At 60.1% G+C, this 15657-nt stretch carries 19 protein-coding genes; 10 read left to right on the top strand and 9 right to left on the bottom strand.

What is annotated here, in order from left to right; genetic code table 11:
* Nucleotides 1-12 precede the first annotated feature (12 nt).
* From cysK to ubiE, 5 genes are all read right to left on the bottom strand, one after another.
* Entirely contained in the window at nt 13-993 is a 981-nt protein-coding gene (gene cysK, locus COA65_09145) for a cysteine synthase A (protein ID PCJ57727.1), read from the bottom strand.
* 91 nt (nt 994-1084) lie between these two features.
* A complete protein-coding gene (locus COA65_09140) occupies nt 1085-1540 on the bottom strand; it encodes a transcriptional regulator (protein PCJ57711.1) in 456 nt (151 codons plus the stop codon).
* On the bottom strand, nt 1537-2007 hold the full coding sequence (locus tag COA65_09135) for a dUTP diphosphatase (protein PCJ57710.1): 471 nt from the start codon (nt 2005-2007) through the stop codon (nt 1537-1539). Before COA65_09135 ends, COA65_09140 begins: the two co-directional genes overlap by 4 nt.
* The gene (gene coaBC, locus COA65_09130; GenBank protein ID PCJ57726.1) at nt 2004-3209 is read right to left on the bottom strand and encodes a bifunctional phosphopantothenoylcysteine decarboxylase/phosphopantothenate--cysteine ligase CoaBC; all 1206 of its coding nucleotides are present in this window, start codon (nt 3207-3209) and stop codon (nt 2004-2006) included. Before coaBC ends, COA65_09135 begins: the two co-directional genes overlap by 4 nt.
* A gap of 120 nt (nt 3210-3329) precedes the next feature.
* Nucleotides 3330-4154 (bottom strand): bifunctional demethylmenaquinone methyltransferase/2-methoxy-6-polyprenyl-1,4-benzoquinol methylase, encoded by an 825-nt coding sequence (ubiE, locus tag COA65_09125; GenBank protein ID PCJ57709.1) that lies wholly within the window; start codon nt 4152-4154, stop codon nt 3330-3332.
* A 51-nt stretch (nt 4155-4205) separates the two neighbouring features.
* Here ubiE and COA65_09120 point away from each other — a divergent pair, with 51 nt between their 5' ends.
* The 4 genes from COA65_09120 to COA65_09105 all read left to right on the top strand — a co-directional run bounded on the left by COA65_09120 (nt 4206) and on the right by COA65_09105 (nt 6639).
* Nucleotides 4206-5036: a DNA-formamidopyrimidine glycosylase gene (locus COA65_09120; GenBank protein ID PCJ57708.1), complete on the top strand. Its 831-nt coding sequence runs from the start codon at nt 4206-4208 to the stop codon at nt 5034-5036.
* 16 nt (nt 5037-5052) lie between these two features.
* Nucleotides 5053-5478: a hypothetical protein gene (locus tag COA65_09115; protein PCJ57707.1), complete on the top strand. Its 426-nt coding sequence runs from the start codon at nt 5053-5055 to the stop codon at nt 5476-5478.
* 52 nt (nt 5479-5530) lie between these two features.
* The gene (locus tag COA65_09110) at nt 5531-6304 is read left to right on the top strand and encodes an enoyl-CoA hydratase (protein PCJ57706.1); all 774 of its coding nucleotides are present in this window, start codon (nt 5531-5533) and stop codon (nt 6302-6304) included.
* A gap of 74 nt (nt 6305-6378) precedes the next feature.
* Nucleotides 6379-6639: a 30S ribosomal protein S20 gene (locus COA65_09105; protein ID PCJ57705.1), complete on the top strand. Its 261-nt coding sequence runs from the start codon at nt 6379-6381 to the stop codon at nt 6637-6639.
* Between the two features lie 74 nt (nt 6640-6713).
* On the opposite strand, the gene COA65_09100 is transcribed toward COA65_09105, so the two are convergent.
* Nucleotides 6714-7106, bottom strand: a complete 393-nt coding sequence (locus COA65_09100; GenBank protein ID PCJ57704.1) for a hypothetical protein — start codon at nt 7104-7106, stop codon at nt 6714-6716.
* Here COA65_09100 and COA65_09095 point away from each other — a divergent pair.
* The 5 genes from COA65_09095 to gyrB all read left to right on the top strand — a co-directional run bounded on the left by COA65_09095 (nt 7098) and on the right by gyrB (nt 13555).
* Nucleotides 7098-8510, top strand: coding sequence for a chromosomal replication initiator protein DnaA (locus COA65_09095; protein PCJ57703.1), 1413 nt, complete (start codon nt 7098-7100; stop codon nt 8508-8510). The genes COA65_09100 and COA65_09095 overlap by 9 nt on opposite strands.
* A gap of 27 nt (nt 8511-8537) precedes the next feature.
* Entirely contained in the window at nt 8538-8720 is a 183-nt protein-coding gene (locus COA65_09090; protein PCJ57702.1) for a hypothetical protein, read from the top strand.
* 6 nt (nt 8721-8726) lie between these two features.
* On the top strand, nt 8727-9845 hold the full coding sequence (locus tag COA65_09085; protein ID PCJ57701.1) for a DNA polymerase III subunit beta: 1119 nt from the start codon (nt 8727-8729) through the stop codon (nt 9843-9845).
* A gap of 50 nt (nt 9846-9895) precedes the next feature.
* Nucleotides 9896-11047, top strand: coding sequence for a DNA replication/repair protein RecF (locus COA65_09080; protein PCJ57725.1), 1152 nt, complete (start codon nt 9896-9898; stop codon nt 11045-11047).
* Nucleotides 11048-11146: 99 nt separating this feature from the next.
* Nucleotides 11147-13555: a DNA topoisomerase (ATP-hydrolyzing) subunit B gene (gene gyrB, locus COA65_09075; GenBank protein PCJ57724.1), complete on the top strand. Its 2409-nt coding sequence runs from the start codon at nt 11147-11149 to the stop codon at nt 13553-13555.
* Between the two features lie 25 nt (nt 13556-13580).
* Here gyrB and COA65_09070 read toward each other — a convergent pair whose 3' ends face one another.
* Nucleotides 13581-14204: an SCO family protein gene (locus tag COA65_09070; protein PCJ57700.1), complete on the bottom strand. Its 624-nt coding sequence runs from the start codon at nt 14202-14204 to the stop codon at nt 13581-13583.
* The gene (cobA, locus tag COA65_09065) at nt 14201-15037 is read right to left on the bottom strand and encodes a uroporphyrinogen-III C-methyltransferase (protein PCJ57699.1); all 837 of its coding nucleotides are present in this window, start codon (nt 15035-15037) and stop codon (nt 14201-14203) included. Before cobA ends, COA65_09070 begins: the two co-directional genes overlap by 4 nt.
* A gap of 60 nt (nt 15038-15097) precedes the next feature.
* Between cobA and COA65_09060 the strand changes: the two genes are divergently transcribed.
* Nucleotides 15098-15307: a hypothetical protein gene (locus COA65_09060; GenBank protein PCJ57698.1), complete on the top strand. Its 210-nt coding sequence runs from the start codon at nt 15098-15100 to the stop codon at nt 15305-15307.
* On the opposite strand, the gene COA65_09055 is transcribed toward COA65_09060, so the two are convergent.
* Nucleotides 15304-15657 carry a hypothetical protein gene (locus COA65_09055; GenBank protein PCJ57697.1) on the bottom strand — a complete coding sequence of 118 codons (354 nt, stop codon included), beginning with the start codon at nt 15655-15657 and terminating at the stop codon, nt 15304-15306. The two genes, COA65_09060 and COA65_09055, sit on opposite strands and share 4 nt — an antisense overlap.

Here is a 15657-nt window from a genome sequence, read left to right as displayed (position 1 = left end):
TCAGGCTTCGTGTCAAAGCCCTTCGAACAGCGCCGTCGACAGATAGCGCTCGGCAAAAGAAGGGATGATGACGACGATCAGCTTGCCTTTCATGTCCGGCCGCGATCCGACTTCGATGGCAGCGGCCAGGGCGGCGCCGGACGAGATGCCGACCGGCATGCCTTCCACGCGGGCGACCTCGCGGGCCATGGCAAAGGAGGTTTCGTTGCCGATACGGACAACTTCGTCGATCAGTGCCTGGTCAAGAATTTCCGGTACAAACCCGGCGCCGATCCCCTGAATTTTGTGGGGGCCCGGTGCGCCGCCGCTTAAAACGGAACTGTCTTCGGGTTCGACGGCGATCATCTTGACGCTCGGCTTGCGCGCTTTAAGCGCACGCCCGACACCCGACAGCGTGCCGCCGGTGCCGATGCCGCTGATGACGGCATCGACCTTGCCGTCCGTGTCGCGCCAGATTTCCTCTGCCGTCGTGCGTTGGTGGATTTCCGGGTTCGCCTGGTTCTTGAATTGTTGCAGCATGATCATGTCCGGGTTCTGCTGGCGAAGCTCCTCGGCCCGGTCGACGGCCCCCTTCATGCCCTTTGCAGCGGGTGTTAATTCCAGCTCGGCGCCCAGCAGCTGAAGCATCTTGCGGCGCTCCACCGACATGCTTTCCGGCATGGTAAGAACAAGCCGGTAGCCTTTGGCCGCGCAGATGAAGGCAAGGGCGATGCCGGTGTTGCCCGATGTGGGCTCGATAAAGACGGCTCCCGGTCTGACGCCGCCTTCCTTTTCGGCTGCCTCGATCATGGCCAGACCGATGCGATCCTTGACGGAAGAAAGGGGGTTGAAGAATTCAAGTTTGCAGACGAGGTCTGCCAAACAGCCATGGGCTTCCGCAAGTTTTGAAATGCGAACAAGCGGTGTGTTGCCAATCGTTTCGAGGAAGTTTTCGTAGATATGTCCTCGTCCCATTTGGCTGGCGTCATAGCCGGAAAGCTTGACCTCAGACATTTTTTTCACCTTAAAAAATGATGTGAATGGGTAAAAAATCACGCCCTCGCCATGGGTGTTGGATGGGCGTTGGGCGGAATTCCAGAAAAACTTAGATGCTGAAATCTACCCTTTCCACCGCCTCGCTGGCAATCCCGGCGGCGTTGCTTCGATTGCAAAGGTCTTCGAGGGTGATGGCATCAAGGCGGGCCATCGTCTCTTCTATCAAATCGGCCCAGATCGGCCTTAGAATTTGGTGCCCAAGTTCAGAGCCGGCGGCGTCCTGCAGGGGGTCCGGGGACGTTTCCATCGCGCGCACAACGCGTGTGATGTCGCCAAGGGAAATCCGCCGGCGTTCCCGCGCCAGACGATAGCCGCCGCGCACGCCGCGCACGCCGGTCAGAATGCCGGTGCGTACAAGATGCTGCAAAACCTGTTCGAGGTAGCGTTTCGGAATTTTCTGGCGACGGGTAATCGCGCTTGATTGCACCGGATCGCCGCCGGAATGATAGGCGATGTCGAGAACCGCCTCGATGGCGAAGAGCAGTTTTTTTGAAATTCGCATCATTCGCCCGCGCGTTTAACGTCAAGCCCGGTCGAGCCGAACCCACCATCGCCACGGACGCTTTCGGGCAGGGTCTCGACCTCTTGCCAGATCGTGCGAGTGACGGGGGCGACGACAAGCTGGGCGATTCGCATGCCGCGCTCAACCGTGAAGGGCGCCTCGCCATGATTGATAAGCAGGACGCCGATTTCGCCGCGATAATCGGCATCGATGGTGCCGGGGCTGTTCAGCACGGTGATGCCGTGGCGAAGCGCCAGACCGGACCGGGGACGGATTTGCGCCTCGAAACCCTGGGGCAATGCGATTTTGATCCCGGTGGGAAGCAGCGCGCGTGCGCCCGGGGGCAGGATCGTTTCGGTTGCGTTCGCGGCCACAAGATCGACGCCGGCGCTGAAATCCGTCGCCTGAGCGGGAAGGGGAAGGCCCTTGCCGTGGGCCAGGCGTTCGACGCGCACATCAATGCCGGTCATGCGTCGCCTTCGAAATGCGTGACGATGCGCTGTGCAAGGGTGGTGGCGACGGCGTCTTTGCTCATCTCGGGCCAGTCTTCGATGCCATCTTTCGTTAGAAAATGGATACGGTTGCTGTCACCGCCCAGGGTATTGCTTCCCTCTGAAACGTCGTTCGCCAAAATCCAGTCGCAGCCCTTGCGCGTACGTTTTTCCCGGGCATTTTCGATCAGGTTTTCGGTTTCGGCGGCAAACCCGATGACAAGGCTCGGTCGTGTTGGCCCGGCCGCACTTAAGCGCGCCAGAATATCCGGCGTTTCCTGAAGTTCCAGCACCGGTGTCGCCCCTTTCTTTTTTTTCAATTTCTGGTTGGGCCGGGTGGTGGGCCGCCAATCCGAAACGGCGGCGGCACAAACGGCGACATCGATGGGGCGTTCCGCTTCGCAGGCGGCCAGCATTTCTTCGGCGGTGGTGACGTTGCGCACCTGCACATGGGGCGCCGCCGTCTGGCGTGTTGGGCCGGTCACCAGCACCGTTTCAGCGCCAAGCTGGGCGAGCGCGCGCGCAATCGCGTGGCCCTGTTTGCTGGAAGAGAGATTGGACAGGTAACGCACGGGGTCGATCGCCTCGCGGGTTGGTCCGCTTGTGACCAGGGCGCGCCGTCCGCGAAGGGGCTGTGGACCGGCAAGGAAAGCCTCGATCGCGCCTAAAATATCTTCCGGTTCCGCCATGCGTCCGGGGCCGGTCTCGCCACAGGCCAGATCGCCTGTTGCCGGTCCCACGCGCGTTATGCCGCGGGCTTCCAGCAGCGCCACATTTGCGCGCGTTGCTGGATTTTCCCACATGGCCACGTTCATGGCCGGCGCCAGAAGGACGGGCTTGTCGGTGGCCAAAAGCGCCGTTGTCGCCAGGTCATCGGCGAGGCCGGCGGCCATTTTGGCCATGAGATCGGCGCTTGCCGGCGCGACGACAATCAAATCCGCCTCGCGGGAAAGACGGATGTGTCCCATCTCGCTTTCGTCCGTCAGCGAGAACAGGTCCTGATAGACTTTTTCGCCGCTGAGGCTTGCGACGGCAAGGGGCGTGACGAATTGGGCGCCGCCTTTTGTGAGAACGACGCGAACGCGCACACCGCGTTCCTTTAACCGGCGCAGAAGGTCCAGGGCCTTGTAGGCGGCGATGCCGCCGGAGATGATGAGCAAAATGCGTTTGCCGTCGAGCATCAATGCGCGTTCCATCTGTGCAATGCCAGAAACTACGAAAGAAAACCGTGATTAATCTATGGGGCCCCGGCGCGGCAGGCAAGGCCCCTTTTTAACGGCGGGAACGTTCCACAATCGGGGTTATATGCGCCAGGCCGAATGGATGGCGGCGATGCCGCCAGAGAGGTTGCGCACGGAAACGCAATCCAGGCCTGCTTTGCTGATCCGTTCGCTTAACGCGGCCTGGGTGGGAAAACAGCGGATGCTTTCGACGAGGTAGCGATAGGCCTCACGGTCCTTGGCGATCCATTGGCCCAGCAGCGGGATCACGCGAAAGGAATAGGCATCGTACAGATCGGCCAGGGTGGGCAAAATCACATGGCTGAACTCCAGGCACAGAAAATGGCCTCCCGGCACCAGCACGCGCGCGGCTTCGCGCAGGGCGTTGTTGATCCCGGTGACGTTGCGAAGCCCGAAAGAGATTGTATAGGCATCCACGCTTGCGGACGCGATGGGCAGCGATTCGGCGTCGCCGGCGATCCACCGGATGCCGGAAAGGCGGTTCTGGTTCAGCGCCCGGTCGCGCCCGACGCGCAGCATTTCGACGTTGCGGTCGCAGACAAGGGCTTCGGCCTGCGGGGCTTGGGCCTGCAGCGCACCGGCGGGGGCATCCTTGGCGTGTGCGGCTTTGGCGTTGGCCCGGGCCAGAAAACGCAGCGCGATGTCGCCGGTGCCGCCCGCCACGTCCAGCAGGCGCATGCCCGGCCGTGGGTTGAGGTGGTCGATGAGGGCGCGTTTCCACAGGCGATGGACACCCCCGCTCATGAAATCGTTCATCAGGTCGTAACGTGTCGCCACCCGGGCGAAGACGTCATCGACCAGGCCCGGTTTTTCCGAAACCGGCACCTGGCGAAATCCAAAATCGGTGGTTGTTCCCTGACGGGGGTCGGATTTTTGCCTGCTCATGCCACGGGCGAAGATAGCCGAGGCCAGTGCAACGCGCTACCTTGCCGGATCATGCCGGAACTTCCAGAAGTCGAAACCACCCGCCGGGGGCTGGCCCCGCATCTTGAAGGGCAGCTTATTGCAAGCGTTCAGGTGCGGTGCGGCGATTTTCGCCTGCCGCTGCCGGCCGACTTTGCTGATAGGCTTACCGGTCAGCGCGTTTGCAGCCTTTCCCGGCGCGGCAAATATCTGCTTTGGCATTTAGAAAACGAGGCCGTCCTGCTTCAGCATCTCGGCATGTCGGGCCGCATGACCGTGTTCAAGGGCCGGCCACCGCCGCCCTCGCCCCACGATCATATCGATTTCGAAACGGAAGCCGGCGTGTGGCTCCGGCTGCGCGACCCAAGACGGTTTGGCCTTTTCGCCTTTGGTGAGGCGGCGACGCTTGGGGCCCACCCCCTGTTGAAGGCGTTGGGGCCCGAACCGCTTGGGGATGGCTTTGGGGGCGCGACCTTGCGTGCCCGGCTGAAGGCCAGTCGCCGGCCTTTGAAGGCGGCGCTTCTCGATCAGCGCGTTCTGGCCGGGCTTGGCAACATCTATGTCTGTGAAAGCCTCTACGAGGCAGGGCTTTCGCCTCTGCGACTGGCAGGAAGCCTGGGGCCGAAACGCGCCGAACGGCTGGCGGGCGCCATTCGGGACGTGCTTGGCCGCGCCATCAAAGCCGGTGGGTCCAGCCTGCGGGACCACGCGCAGCCTTCCGGTGAGCTTGGCTATTTTCAGCATAGTTTTGCGGTCTATGACCGCGAGGGCGCGCCCTGCCCGACTTGCGATTGCCGGGCGGGTGTGCGGCGGGTTCGCCAGGCGGGGCGTTCGACCTTCTATTGCCCGAAGCGTCAGCGATAAGGGTACACTCAAGACCATGGATGAAACGCGATATGTCGGGCTGGTTCGCCGCCGCTTCTTTTTTGCTGGCGTTGGATTGCTTGCGATTGCCACGGCCCTGTTTGCCGTGCCGGGCAAGGCGGAGGAAGTGGGCCAGCCGCGCGCCTATTTGCGCGGGATTGAGGACCTTCCCCTGATGGCGGAACTGCACGAATTGGAAGAATCCGGGATCGTCTTTGACAAACCCGGCGGGCGTATTGTTATTTCCATGGCGCAAGGGCGGGTGACGCCAGGTGACGTGCTCGCCTTTTATGCAAGGACGCTTCCCCAACTCGGCTGGCGCATGGAAAAGGCGACCCGGTTCACCCGTGAAGGCGAAGCGCTGGATATCGAATTCGAGGCGGGTTCGTCTCCGGTGATTGTCCGTTTTTCGCTTTCGCCTCACTCTCTTTCGCCTTATTAGACGGGGCAGCTCTTATTAGACGGGGCAGCTCGGAAACGAACAGGAGCAAGCAATGGCTTACGAAAACATTCTCGTCGAAACCCACGGGCGCGTGGGCCTGATTACGTTGAACCGGCCCAAGGCGCTGAACGCGCTTTGCCGGGCCTTGATCACCGATCTGTCCCAGGCATTGGACGCGTTTATCGCTGACGATGGGATCGGCGCCATTGTGCTGACGGGCAACGAAAAAGCCTTTGCTGCGGGTGCGGACATCAAGGAAATTCGCGACATGACGGTGGCGCAAGCTCATGAGCAGACCTTTACGAACACCTGGGAATGCATTTCCCGTTGCAACAAGCCAACGATTGCGGCGGTGGCGGGCTACGCCCTTGGTGGTGGGCTGGAGGTGGCGATCATGTGCGACATCCTGCTCGTCGCCGACAATGCCAAGCTTGGCCTGCCCGAGATTTCGATTGGCCTTATTCCGGGCGGCGGCGGCACTCAGCGGCTGACGCGCATCATTGGCAAATCAAAGGCGATGGAGATGTGTCTCACCGGGCGGATGATGGACGCCGATGAGGCGGAGCGGACGGGTCTGGCCGCACGGGTCGTGCCGGCGGCGGAGCTTGTCGCGGAAGCCCTGAAACTTGGCCAGAAAATCGCCTCCTTCTCGCTTCCTGCCAGCCGTGTGGCGAAAGAGGCGGTAAACGTCGCCTATGAGATGCCTCTGAAGGCCGCTCTGCAGTTTGAACACCGCCTTTTCAACCTGTTGATGGGGACGGAAGACCGCGCCGAGGGGCTGACGGCCTTCGTTGAAAAGCGGAGCCCGACCTGGAAGCATCGCTAGGCGCAGCCTGCCTTGACGTTTGGGGGGCGGGACCGCTATAACCCCGCTACCAATCGCAGAGGACCGAAAGCAACATGGCGAACACGACATCGGCAAAAAAGCGGATCCGGCAGAACATTAGCCGCACATTGATCAATCGCGCCCGGCGTACGCGCATCCGCACCTACTTGAAAAAGGTGGATACGGCGATCGCTGGCGGCGACAAAAAAGAAGCGACGGAAGCGTTGCGCGTGGCCCAGCCGGAAATCATGCGCGGCGTGACGAAGGGCATTTTTAAGAAGAACACGGTTGCGCGGAAAATTTCGCGCCTGTCCGCAAAAATTAAAGCGCTTTAACCAAAAATTTTTTCTTAAATCGAACCTGACCGCGCCGTTCCTTATGGGGACGGCGTTTGTGTTTTTATACGCCATCAATGCAACACGTTGTTTGTAAAGCGCAAACGAAAATGCAAACGCAAATTCCTAAAAATGTAGAAAAAATTTGTTCTGTTCCCCTTTCGATCGAGTTGCCAAGCGTTCCGACTGTGGCTAGTCTTGCCGTGTTCGTTGCGGGGAAAAGGCGGGTCGTCAAAAAAAATTCCGTCACCGTTTCGAGGTCTTTGGGGATTAAGCGGCCAACAAAAAATTCGGGAAGAAAGTTTCAGGAAAACGCCTCTGTTTGCTTTGTCGTTTTCCAGCGATTTTTTTTGCGTTGAATGCGTTGAATGCACGGAAATTTTAAAAACCGTGCGGCGTTTTTTGGTTGCGTTTAGGGAGAGTGGCATGGCGTTCTTGGTAAGGCAGAAGGCGCGGCGATGACTCAAAAAAGCCATGCCAATGGCCTGACCGCGCAAGACCTGGCCACGCAATGGCCCCAAATCCGCAAGGAGCTTGAGGTCGAGCTTGGCGAGGCGATTTTCAAGAGTTGGCTTAGCCCCCTGGAAATCGAGTCCGTGCAAGGCGAGGACATCACGCTTTCCGTGCCGACGCGTTTCATGCGCGACTGGATCCAGTCGAAATATGCCGGGCATATCCACAAGCTTTGGACGGCAAAAAACCCCTCTCTGCGCGGCATCGATTTTGTCGTGCGCGGGCTGCGCGCGCAGCCGGTTGAGGCGGCAGACCGGACCTTGGCCACCCGCCCCGTCCATGCCGCCGCAAGCCCGGCGCATCCGACCGGAAATCGCGCCTGGACGCTGGAAGAGGTGGCGGCGCCGCTGGACCCCAGATTTACATTCGATAATTTTGTCGTCGGCAAACCGAACGAATTGGCCCATGCCGCGGCGCGCCGTGTTGTCGATGCGGACGGGGTCCCGTTTAACCCACTTTTTCTTTATGGCGGGGTGGGGCTCGGCAAGACCCATCTTATGCACGCCATCGCCTGGCATATTCGCGAACGCGACCCCATGCGCAAGGTCGTCTATCTGTCGGCAGAAAAATTCATGTATCTGTTCATCCGGGCGCTGCGCTTCAAAAACACGATGGTTTTTAAGGACTTGTTCCGCTCTGTCGACGTTCTCATGATCGACGATGTGCAATTCATGGCGGACAAGGAAGCAACCCAGGAAGAATTCTTCCATACGTTCAATGCGCTGATCGATCAAAAGCGCCAGATCATCATTTCCGCCGACAAATCCCCGGCCGATCTTGACCGGCTGGAAGAGCGCCTGCGTTCCCGTCTGGGCTGGGGGCTGGCGGCCGACATCCACGCCACCACCTATGAACTGCGCCTGGGCATTCTGCAGTCCAAGGCCGAGCAAATGGGGGTCGTCGTTCCGGCGAAGGTGATGGAATTCCTTGCGCGCCGGGTGACTTCGAACATTCGCGAGCTTGAAGGGGCGCTGACCCGCGTTGTCGCCCATGTGACCCTTGTCGGGCGGGAGATCACGCTGGAAACCACCCAGGAGGTGTTGCGCGATCTTCTAAGGGCAAATGAGCGCCGGGTTACGATCGAGGAAATTCAAAAACAGGTCGCCGGGCATTTCAACGTCCGGGTCTCGGACATGCATTCGGATCGTCGTTCGCGGGTTGTCGCCCGACCGCGGCAGGTGGCGATGTATCTGGCCAAGCAACTGACCCAGAGGTCGTTGCCCGAAATTGGCCGCAAATTCGGCGGGCGCGACCATACGACCGTCATGCACGCCGTTCGCCGAATTGAGGAATTGCGCGGCCTGGACCCGAGTTTTTCGGAAGATATCGAGCTGCTTCGGCGCGTGCTGGAGGGCTAACGGCGCTCGCCGTTCCGGACGGCCAGAATGGGGGCGCTTTTCGCTCGTTTTGGAGGCCGGGTCCTTCCGAAAAAGACTTCGAAAACCAACGGTTTTTGTTATAATGCGGCTTCCATTGGGGGGCTGCCTTTTGCCCCCTCGCTAAAGGCCGTCGCCGGGAAGAGGGCGCGGTGTCTTTTGCGCCCGGAAAACTGCTTTGGGGGCCGTTGATCGATTATGAAATTTACCATTGAACGCACGGCTCTTTTCAAGGCGTTGGCTCATGTTCAGCGGGTTGTGGAACGGCGCACGACGATCCCGGTTCTTTCGAACGTGCTGCTTTCTGCCGACAAAGGCTCCTTAAGCCTGACCGCGACGGATATGGACCTCACCGTTGTCGAGGCCCTTGCGGCGGAGATTACCGAGACGGGCCAGGCAACGGCGCCGGCGCACACGCTTTATGACATTGTTCGCAAGCTTCCAGACGGCGCTCAGATCGCGTTTGACTATGACGCCGCTCGCGCCCGGCTTGCCGTGCAGGCCGGACGGTCGAATTTTGAGCTGAGCACACTACCGGTTGATGAGTTTCCGGTGAATGCCGGGGCCGATTTTTCCCATAATTTCACCCTTGCGGCGGCGGACCTTCGCAATCTCGTCGAACGGACGAGCTTTGCCATCTCGACGGAGGAAACCCGATATTACCTGAATGGCATCTTTCTGCACGCGACCGAAAGCGGGACCGACGCGGTTCTGCGCGCGGTGGCGACGGACGGTCATCGGCTGGCACAGGTTGAAATGCCTCTCCCCGATGGGGCCGCCGGCATGCCGGGCATCATCCTGCCGCGCAAGGCGGTGCTGGAGCTTGGCAAGCTGATGGAAGAGACGTCGGACCCGGTCGAGGTTGGACTTTCGGACACAAAAATCCGGTTCTGCATTGGCGGTGCCGTGCTGACATCGAAGTTGATTGACGGCACCTTTCCGGATTACCAGCGGGTCATTCCCAGCGAGAACGACAAAAAGCTGGTTTTGAACTGCCGGGAATTCACAGTGGCGGTTGATCGTGTTTCGACAATCTCGATCGAAAAGTCCCGGGCGATCAAGCTGGCGCTTTCACCGGGCAAGCTTCTGTTGTCGGCAAGCTCGGAAGAAAGCGGCACGGCTTCGGAAGAACTTACAGTGCAATACGATGCCAGCCCGATGGAGATCGGCTTTAATGCGCGTTATCTCCTCGATATTACTCAGCAGATCGGGGGGGAGGACATCGAGCTGATATTGGCGGATTCCAGTTCGCCGACAATTGTGCGCGACCTCTCCAGGGAAAACGTGTTGTTTGTCCTGATGCCGATGCGTGTATGACCGCGACGGTGGCCGTAAGAGCGGGGGCGTTTCCGTGCGCAAGCACGGCGATGGCAACGCGGCCGGTGGCGGCCTCCCTTGCGGTGCTTCGTATGCGACTGACGGATTTTCGGAACTATGCGGCTCTCAAGCTTTCTCTTGAGGGAAAGCCGGTTGTGCTGACGGGGCCGAACGGGGCGGGCAAGACCAACCTTCTCGAAGCGCTGTCGCTGCTGGTGCCTGGCCGGGGCTTACGCCGCGCGCGGATTGCCGATCTGGGCTGCAAGACGGCGCGCGGCCACTGGGCCGTCGCCGTCGGGGTTCGTACGCCGGACGGGGTGACGGAAATCGGCATCGGTCGCGATCCCCACGCCGCGTCGCTTGGCCGCGAGCGCCGGTTGCTGCGAATTGACGGATGCGACCAGCGCAGTCAGGCGGCTTTGGGTGAGGTGTTGCATGCCAGCTGGCTGACGCCGGAAATGGACCGCATCTTTCTGGAAGGTGCGGCGGCGCGGCGGCGCTTTTTAGACCGTCTTGTCTTTGGGTTTGAACCGGCCCACGCGGTCCGGCTTGCCGATTACATGCGCGCCATGCGCGAACGCAGCCGCCTGCTTCACGATGGCGGTGCCGACCCGGGCTGGCTGACGGCCCTGGAGGAAAGAATGGCCCTTGCGGGGGCTGGGATTGCGAACACGCGCCGCGCCTATATCCGCCACCTCGGCGACGCGGTGGCGGCGGCGGTCGGGCCGTTTCCGGGCGTCGTTCTGGAGGTCGAGGGACGGCTCGAAGGCTGGCTGGAGACAGCGTCCATGTCGACGGTTGCCGAGCGGTTTCTGGCGCAGTTGCAAACGCTTCGGGGCCGGGATGGGGCCGCGGGCGTGACGACGGAAGGCATCCATCGCAGCGACCTTGCCGTCCGGCATCTGGCGAAGGGAATTCCGGCGGCGCAATGTTCGACGGGTGAGCAGAAGGCGCTGTTGATTGCAATTTTGCTTGCGGACGCGCGCTTGCAGGCCGAGGCTCGGGGCACGCCGCCGCTTCTGCTTCTGGACGAAGTGACGGCGCATTTGGACGCGGCCCGGCGCGAAGCACTTTTCGAGGCGATCGAGGCCTTGGGCGCGCAGGCCTGGATGACGGGAACGGAAACCGCCTTTTTCCAGCCACTAAAAGGGCGTGCCCAGTTTTTCAGTGTCCTTGACGGCGCCGTCCTCGCCGAGGGTTAGACGCGGGTTTGAAATGTGGATCGGAGTTGTAAAAAAGCTGTGAATGAGAACGTTGTGAACCAAACGGTAGAAAATCCGGATCAGAAGAGCCGCGCCGACGTGGACCGGGAATATGGTGCCGAATCGATCAAGATTCTGCGCGGCCTTGATGCCGTTCGCAAACGGCCGGGGATGTATATCGGCGATACGGATGACGGGTCCGGCCTGCACCACATGGTCTATGAAGTCGTCGACAACGCGATCGACGAGGCGCTGGCAGGTTTCTGCGACCGGGTTGACGTGACGTTGTGCGCGGACGGTTCCGTGCGGGTTTCTGACAATGGGCGCGGCATTCCGACGGACATTCACAAGGAAGAGGGCATATCGGCGGCCGAGGTCATCATGACGCATCTCCATGCCGGCGGGAAGTTCGACCAAAACTCCTACAAGGTTTCCGGTGGCCTGCATGGGGTCGGCGTTTCTGTCGTGAACGCACTTTCGGAATGGCTGGAAATGCGGATTTGGCGGCAGGGGAAGGAATCGTTTCTTCGCTTTCGCCATGGCGTTGCAGAAGCACCGCTGGTGGAATCCGGTCCGGCTGGTGAGCGAACGGGAACGGAAATCACCTTTTTCCCGTCGTCGGAAACTTTTTCCATGATGGAATTTGATTTTTCAACCCTGGAACACCGGCTGCGCGAACTTGCTTTTCTAAATTCCGGCGTGATGCTGGTGCTGACCGATGCGCGCAGCGCCGAGGAAAAACGTGTCGAACTGCACTACGACGGTGGTCTTGCGGCCTTCGTCGGCTATCTCGATCAATCCGAAACACCGATACATGAGCCGGTCATCGTCATCAAGGGCGACCGGGACGGCACCGAGGTGGAAGTCGCGCTTCAGTGGACGGAGAGCTACCACGAGAACATGCTGTGTTTCACAAACAACATCCCCCAGCGCGATGGCGGCACGCATCTTGCCGGCTTTCGCGGGGCGTTGACGCGAACGATACAGGCCTATGCGCTGGCAAGCGGCATCCTGAAAAAAGAACGTGTTTCCCTAACCGGCGACGATTCGCGGGAAGGGTTAACGTGTGTGCTTTCGGTCAAGGTGCCGGACCCCAAATTTTCCTCCCAGACAAAAGACAAGCTGGTTTCTTCGGAAGTGCGTCCGCTTGTCGAGGGTGTGTTTAGCGAAGGGCTTTCCCAGTGGCTGGAGGAACATCCCGTCGAAGCAAGGAAGGTCGTTTCCAAGATTACCGAGGCGGCGGTTGCGCGGGAAGCGGCGCGCAAGGCGCGGGAGCTTACCCGCCGCAAAGGCGCGCTCGACATTGCCTCCCTGCCGGGGAAACTTGCCGATTGCCAGGAACGCGACCCGGAAAAAAGCGAGCTTTTCATCGTTGAGGGGGATTCAGCCGGCGGTTCCGCAAAGCAGGCGCGCGACCGGGCGTGTCAGGCAATTTTACCCCTGCGAGGAAAAATCCTGAACGTTGAACGCGCGCGTTTTGACCGCATGCTTGGCTCGGCGGAAATCGGCACGCTTATTTCGGCAATCGGCACCAGCATTGGTCATGACGATTTCAACATCGAAAAGGCGCGTTATCACAAAGTGATCATCATGACGGATGCCGACGTGGACGGAAGCCATATCCGAACCCTGTTGCTGACGTTCTTCTACCGCCAGATGCCGGAACTGATTGAGCGCGGCTATCTTTATATTGCACAGCCGCCGCTTTATCGCGTTCGCAGGGGTTCGTCCTCCATCTACCTGAAGGACGAACGGGAACTGGAGGACCACCTTGTGACGATGGGCACCGAAGGGGCCGTGCTGAAGTTAAGCAACGGTTCGGAGCATGCCGGGGCGGATTTGCGCGACCTTGTCGAAGAAGCGCGGGTTGTCAGCAAGCTGACCCAGCCGCTTGCCCGCCGCATTGGAAGCCGCGACGTGATTGAACAGGCGGCCGTTCTTGGGGTGCTCAACCTTGATTGCGCCGGCAATATGAAAACTGCTGGTGAAACGGCTTCCTATATCGCGCGCCGCCTGGATGCGCTGGCCAGCGAGATGATGCGTGGCTGGAAGGGCGAGGCCCTGGACGGCGGCGGCTATTGTTTCCACCGTGTCTTGCGCGGGGTGACGACACGTTACGAACTTAGCCTGTCCCTGATTAAAAGCGCCGAGGCTCAGCGCCTCAATGAAATGGCTTCCAGTCTGCAGAAAACATGGGGGCGGCATGCGACGCTTGTTCGAAAAGACAGCGAACAAAAAATAGCCGGACCCGTTTTTCTCATTGATGCGATTTCCGAGGCCGGTCGCAAGGGTCTTGTCGTTCAGCGTTATAAAGGGCTTGGCGAGATGAACCCGGAACAGCTTTGGGAAACGACGCTGGATGTGAACGCACGCACGCTCCTTCGCGTCAAGGTGAACCACGCCGAAGAGGCGGGGAAAGTTTTCTCGACGCTGATGGGCGATGTGGTTGAACCCCGGCGTAAGTTCATTCAGGAAAATGCTCTTAACGTCGTTAACCTTGACGTTTAGGCTTCTTTTGCGCCGCGCGTAGGTCTTAATCAATCCGGTTGGACATTCCCTTGGCCATCGTCTCAGCTGAATCGCTGTGGCGGAAATGGGCAAGGTATTTTCCGTCCGGTCCCATGAAAAAAACAATCGCACTGTGATCGACGAGGTAGTCCGCATCCTCTCCCGCTTTTGCGTAATAAACGTGGTAGGCCTTTGCCGCCACGGCGATTTGTTCCACCGTGCCGGTCAGGCCGACAAAGCGCGGGTGAAAATTGGCGAGGTAATGGCCCATGGCGTCCACGTTGTCGCGTTCCGGATCAAGGGTAATAAACACCGGCGTAACCTTCAGGCCTTTCTTGTCCATCTTCTCGACGGCATTGCTTAAGGTTTGCAGTGTGACCGGGCAGATATCCGGGCAGAAGGTGTAGCCAAAGAAAAGAAGCAGATACTGGCCGCGAAAATCCGCTGCCTTGCGTGATACGCCCTGGGTATCGGTGAGCGTAAAGGGACCGCCGATTGGCACGTCTTGCGTTGTTTCCTTGTCGGCCGCGGGCGCTGTTTCCTTGTCGGCCACCTGCTGTGGCGTCAGGGTGAGAAGGAAAAGAAAGGCCAGGGTGATCGTGGCGAGGAAGCCCAGCGGCAGCCAATATCGGGAAGGGATTTTGTTCATGAGGCGGTTTCCTTTTCCGAATTTATGAGGACGTCGCGGTACCAATCCAGTTGCTCGCGCAGGGCAACGGATTTTCCAATGGCGAAAATGGCAGGCGGCTCTGCGCCAGCTTTCGCGGCATCGGCCACGCAATTTTTCAAGGTCGTTGCGACGGCCTTTTGGTCCGGCGTCGTCGCCTTGCTAAGCAGAAGGGCCGGTTCGTCTGCGGGCCGGCCCGCTTCGATCAGGCGTTGCGCCAGGCGCCCAAGATTTCTGGTCGGCATATAGACGACAAGAAGGGGGGATCCCTTGACCATGGCTTCCCAATCAAAATCATCGGGCAAATCGCCATCCTTGTCATGGGCGGTAAGAAAGGTGACGGCGGTGTTCAGGCCGCGATGGGTGACGGGCACGCCGGCGTAGGCAAGGCCGCCGATGGCGGCCGTAATCCCCGGAACCAGGCGAAAGGGAATCTGCGCCGCGGCCAGGGCCAGGGCCTCTTCGCCGCCGCGCCCGAAGACAAAGGGGTCGCCTCCCTTTAGCCGCAGCACGCGTTTTCCCTTTCGGGCCTCGGCAATCAGGCGTTGAGAGATGTCCTGCTGTTTCGCCGATGGCCGTCCGCCGCGCTTTCCTGCCGCGTTCAGGACCGCCTTTGGGTTGGCGAGGGTGAGGATGCGGCGGTCGACCAGGGCGTCGTAGACGATGATATCTGCGGATCGAAGCGCGTGCAGCGCCAGCAGGGTCAACAGCCCCGGATCGCCCGGTCCGGCGCCGACCAGCCATACCGAACCCGCCGCGAAGGTTGGCAGCGTCAAGGGGGCGGCGTTTTCAGGCGTGCTTGGGATATTGTTCATGGCGGTAGGTTACGCCGTTGCCGAACCACCGAGAAGCCCGTTTTCGTGCCGGGTTTTTGCGTGGCGGGACGCCTTTTTCTTGCCTGTACGAAGGCTTTGCCTTCAGGACAATCAAAATCCTTGCGTCCATGGATGAAGGCGATGCGTACCAAAGCGATGCCGAAACTTTTTCTTCTCCTTCTCGCCGGCCAGACGGCGCGCGCGATCGCAGAAGAGGCCGGGCAATTGGTGGCCATACGCCTGTTAAAGCAGCTTGGCGGGCGGCTTTAGGCGCGCGCGCAACCGGACGGCTTTTCCAAAGGCTGTATTTCCAAAATTCGTTCCATCAGGGCGTTTTCAAGAAGGGGGTGGCCTTCGAGATGGGCGGTGACCAGAAATTCTGTTTGTGTGCCTGTGGGCGGCGTGCCCACGGCCTGGGTGTTTGCGGCGGCGGTTCTGACCGTTTTATGCAGGTTTTTTAGCAACTTGCCGGTAAATAGAAAACAGGGCACGACCAGAATTCGGGTGGCCCCGGTCTGCTGCGCAATTTCCAGGCCCGCCGCCACGGAAGGCTCGGTCAGCCCGCTGAAAGCGGCGAGCGCGCCCATAAAGCCATGGCTTTCCTGAAGACGGGCGGCCAT

It is taken from the genome of Rhodospirillaceae bacterium, from assembly GCA_002746255.1.
Taxonomy (GTDB): Bacteria; Pseudomonadota; Alphaproteobacteria.
The sequence above is the reverse complement of the archived record's forward strand: the minus strand, read 5'-3'. Positions and strand labels throughout refer to the sequence as shown.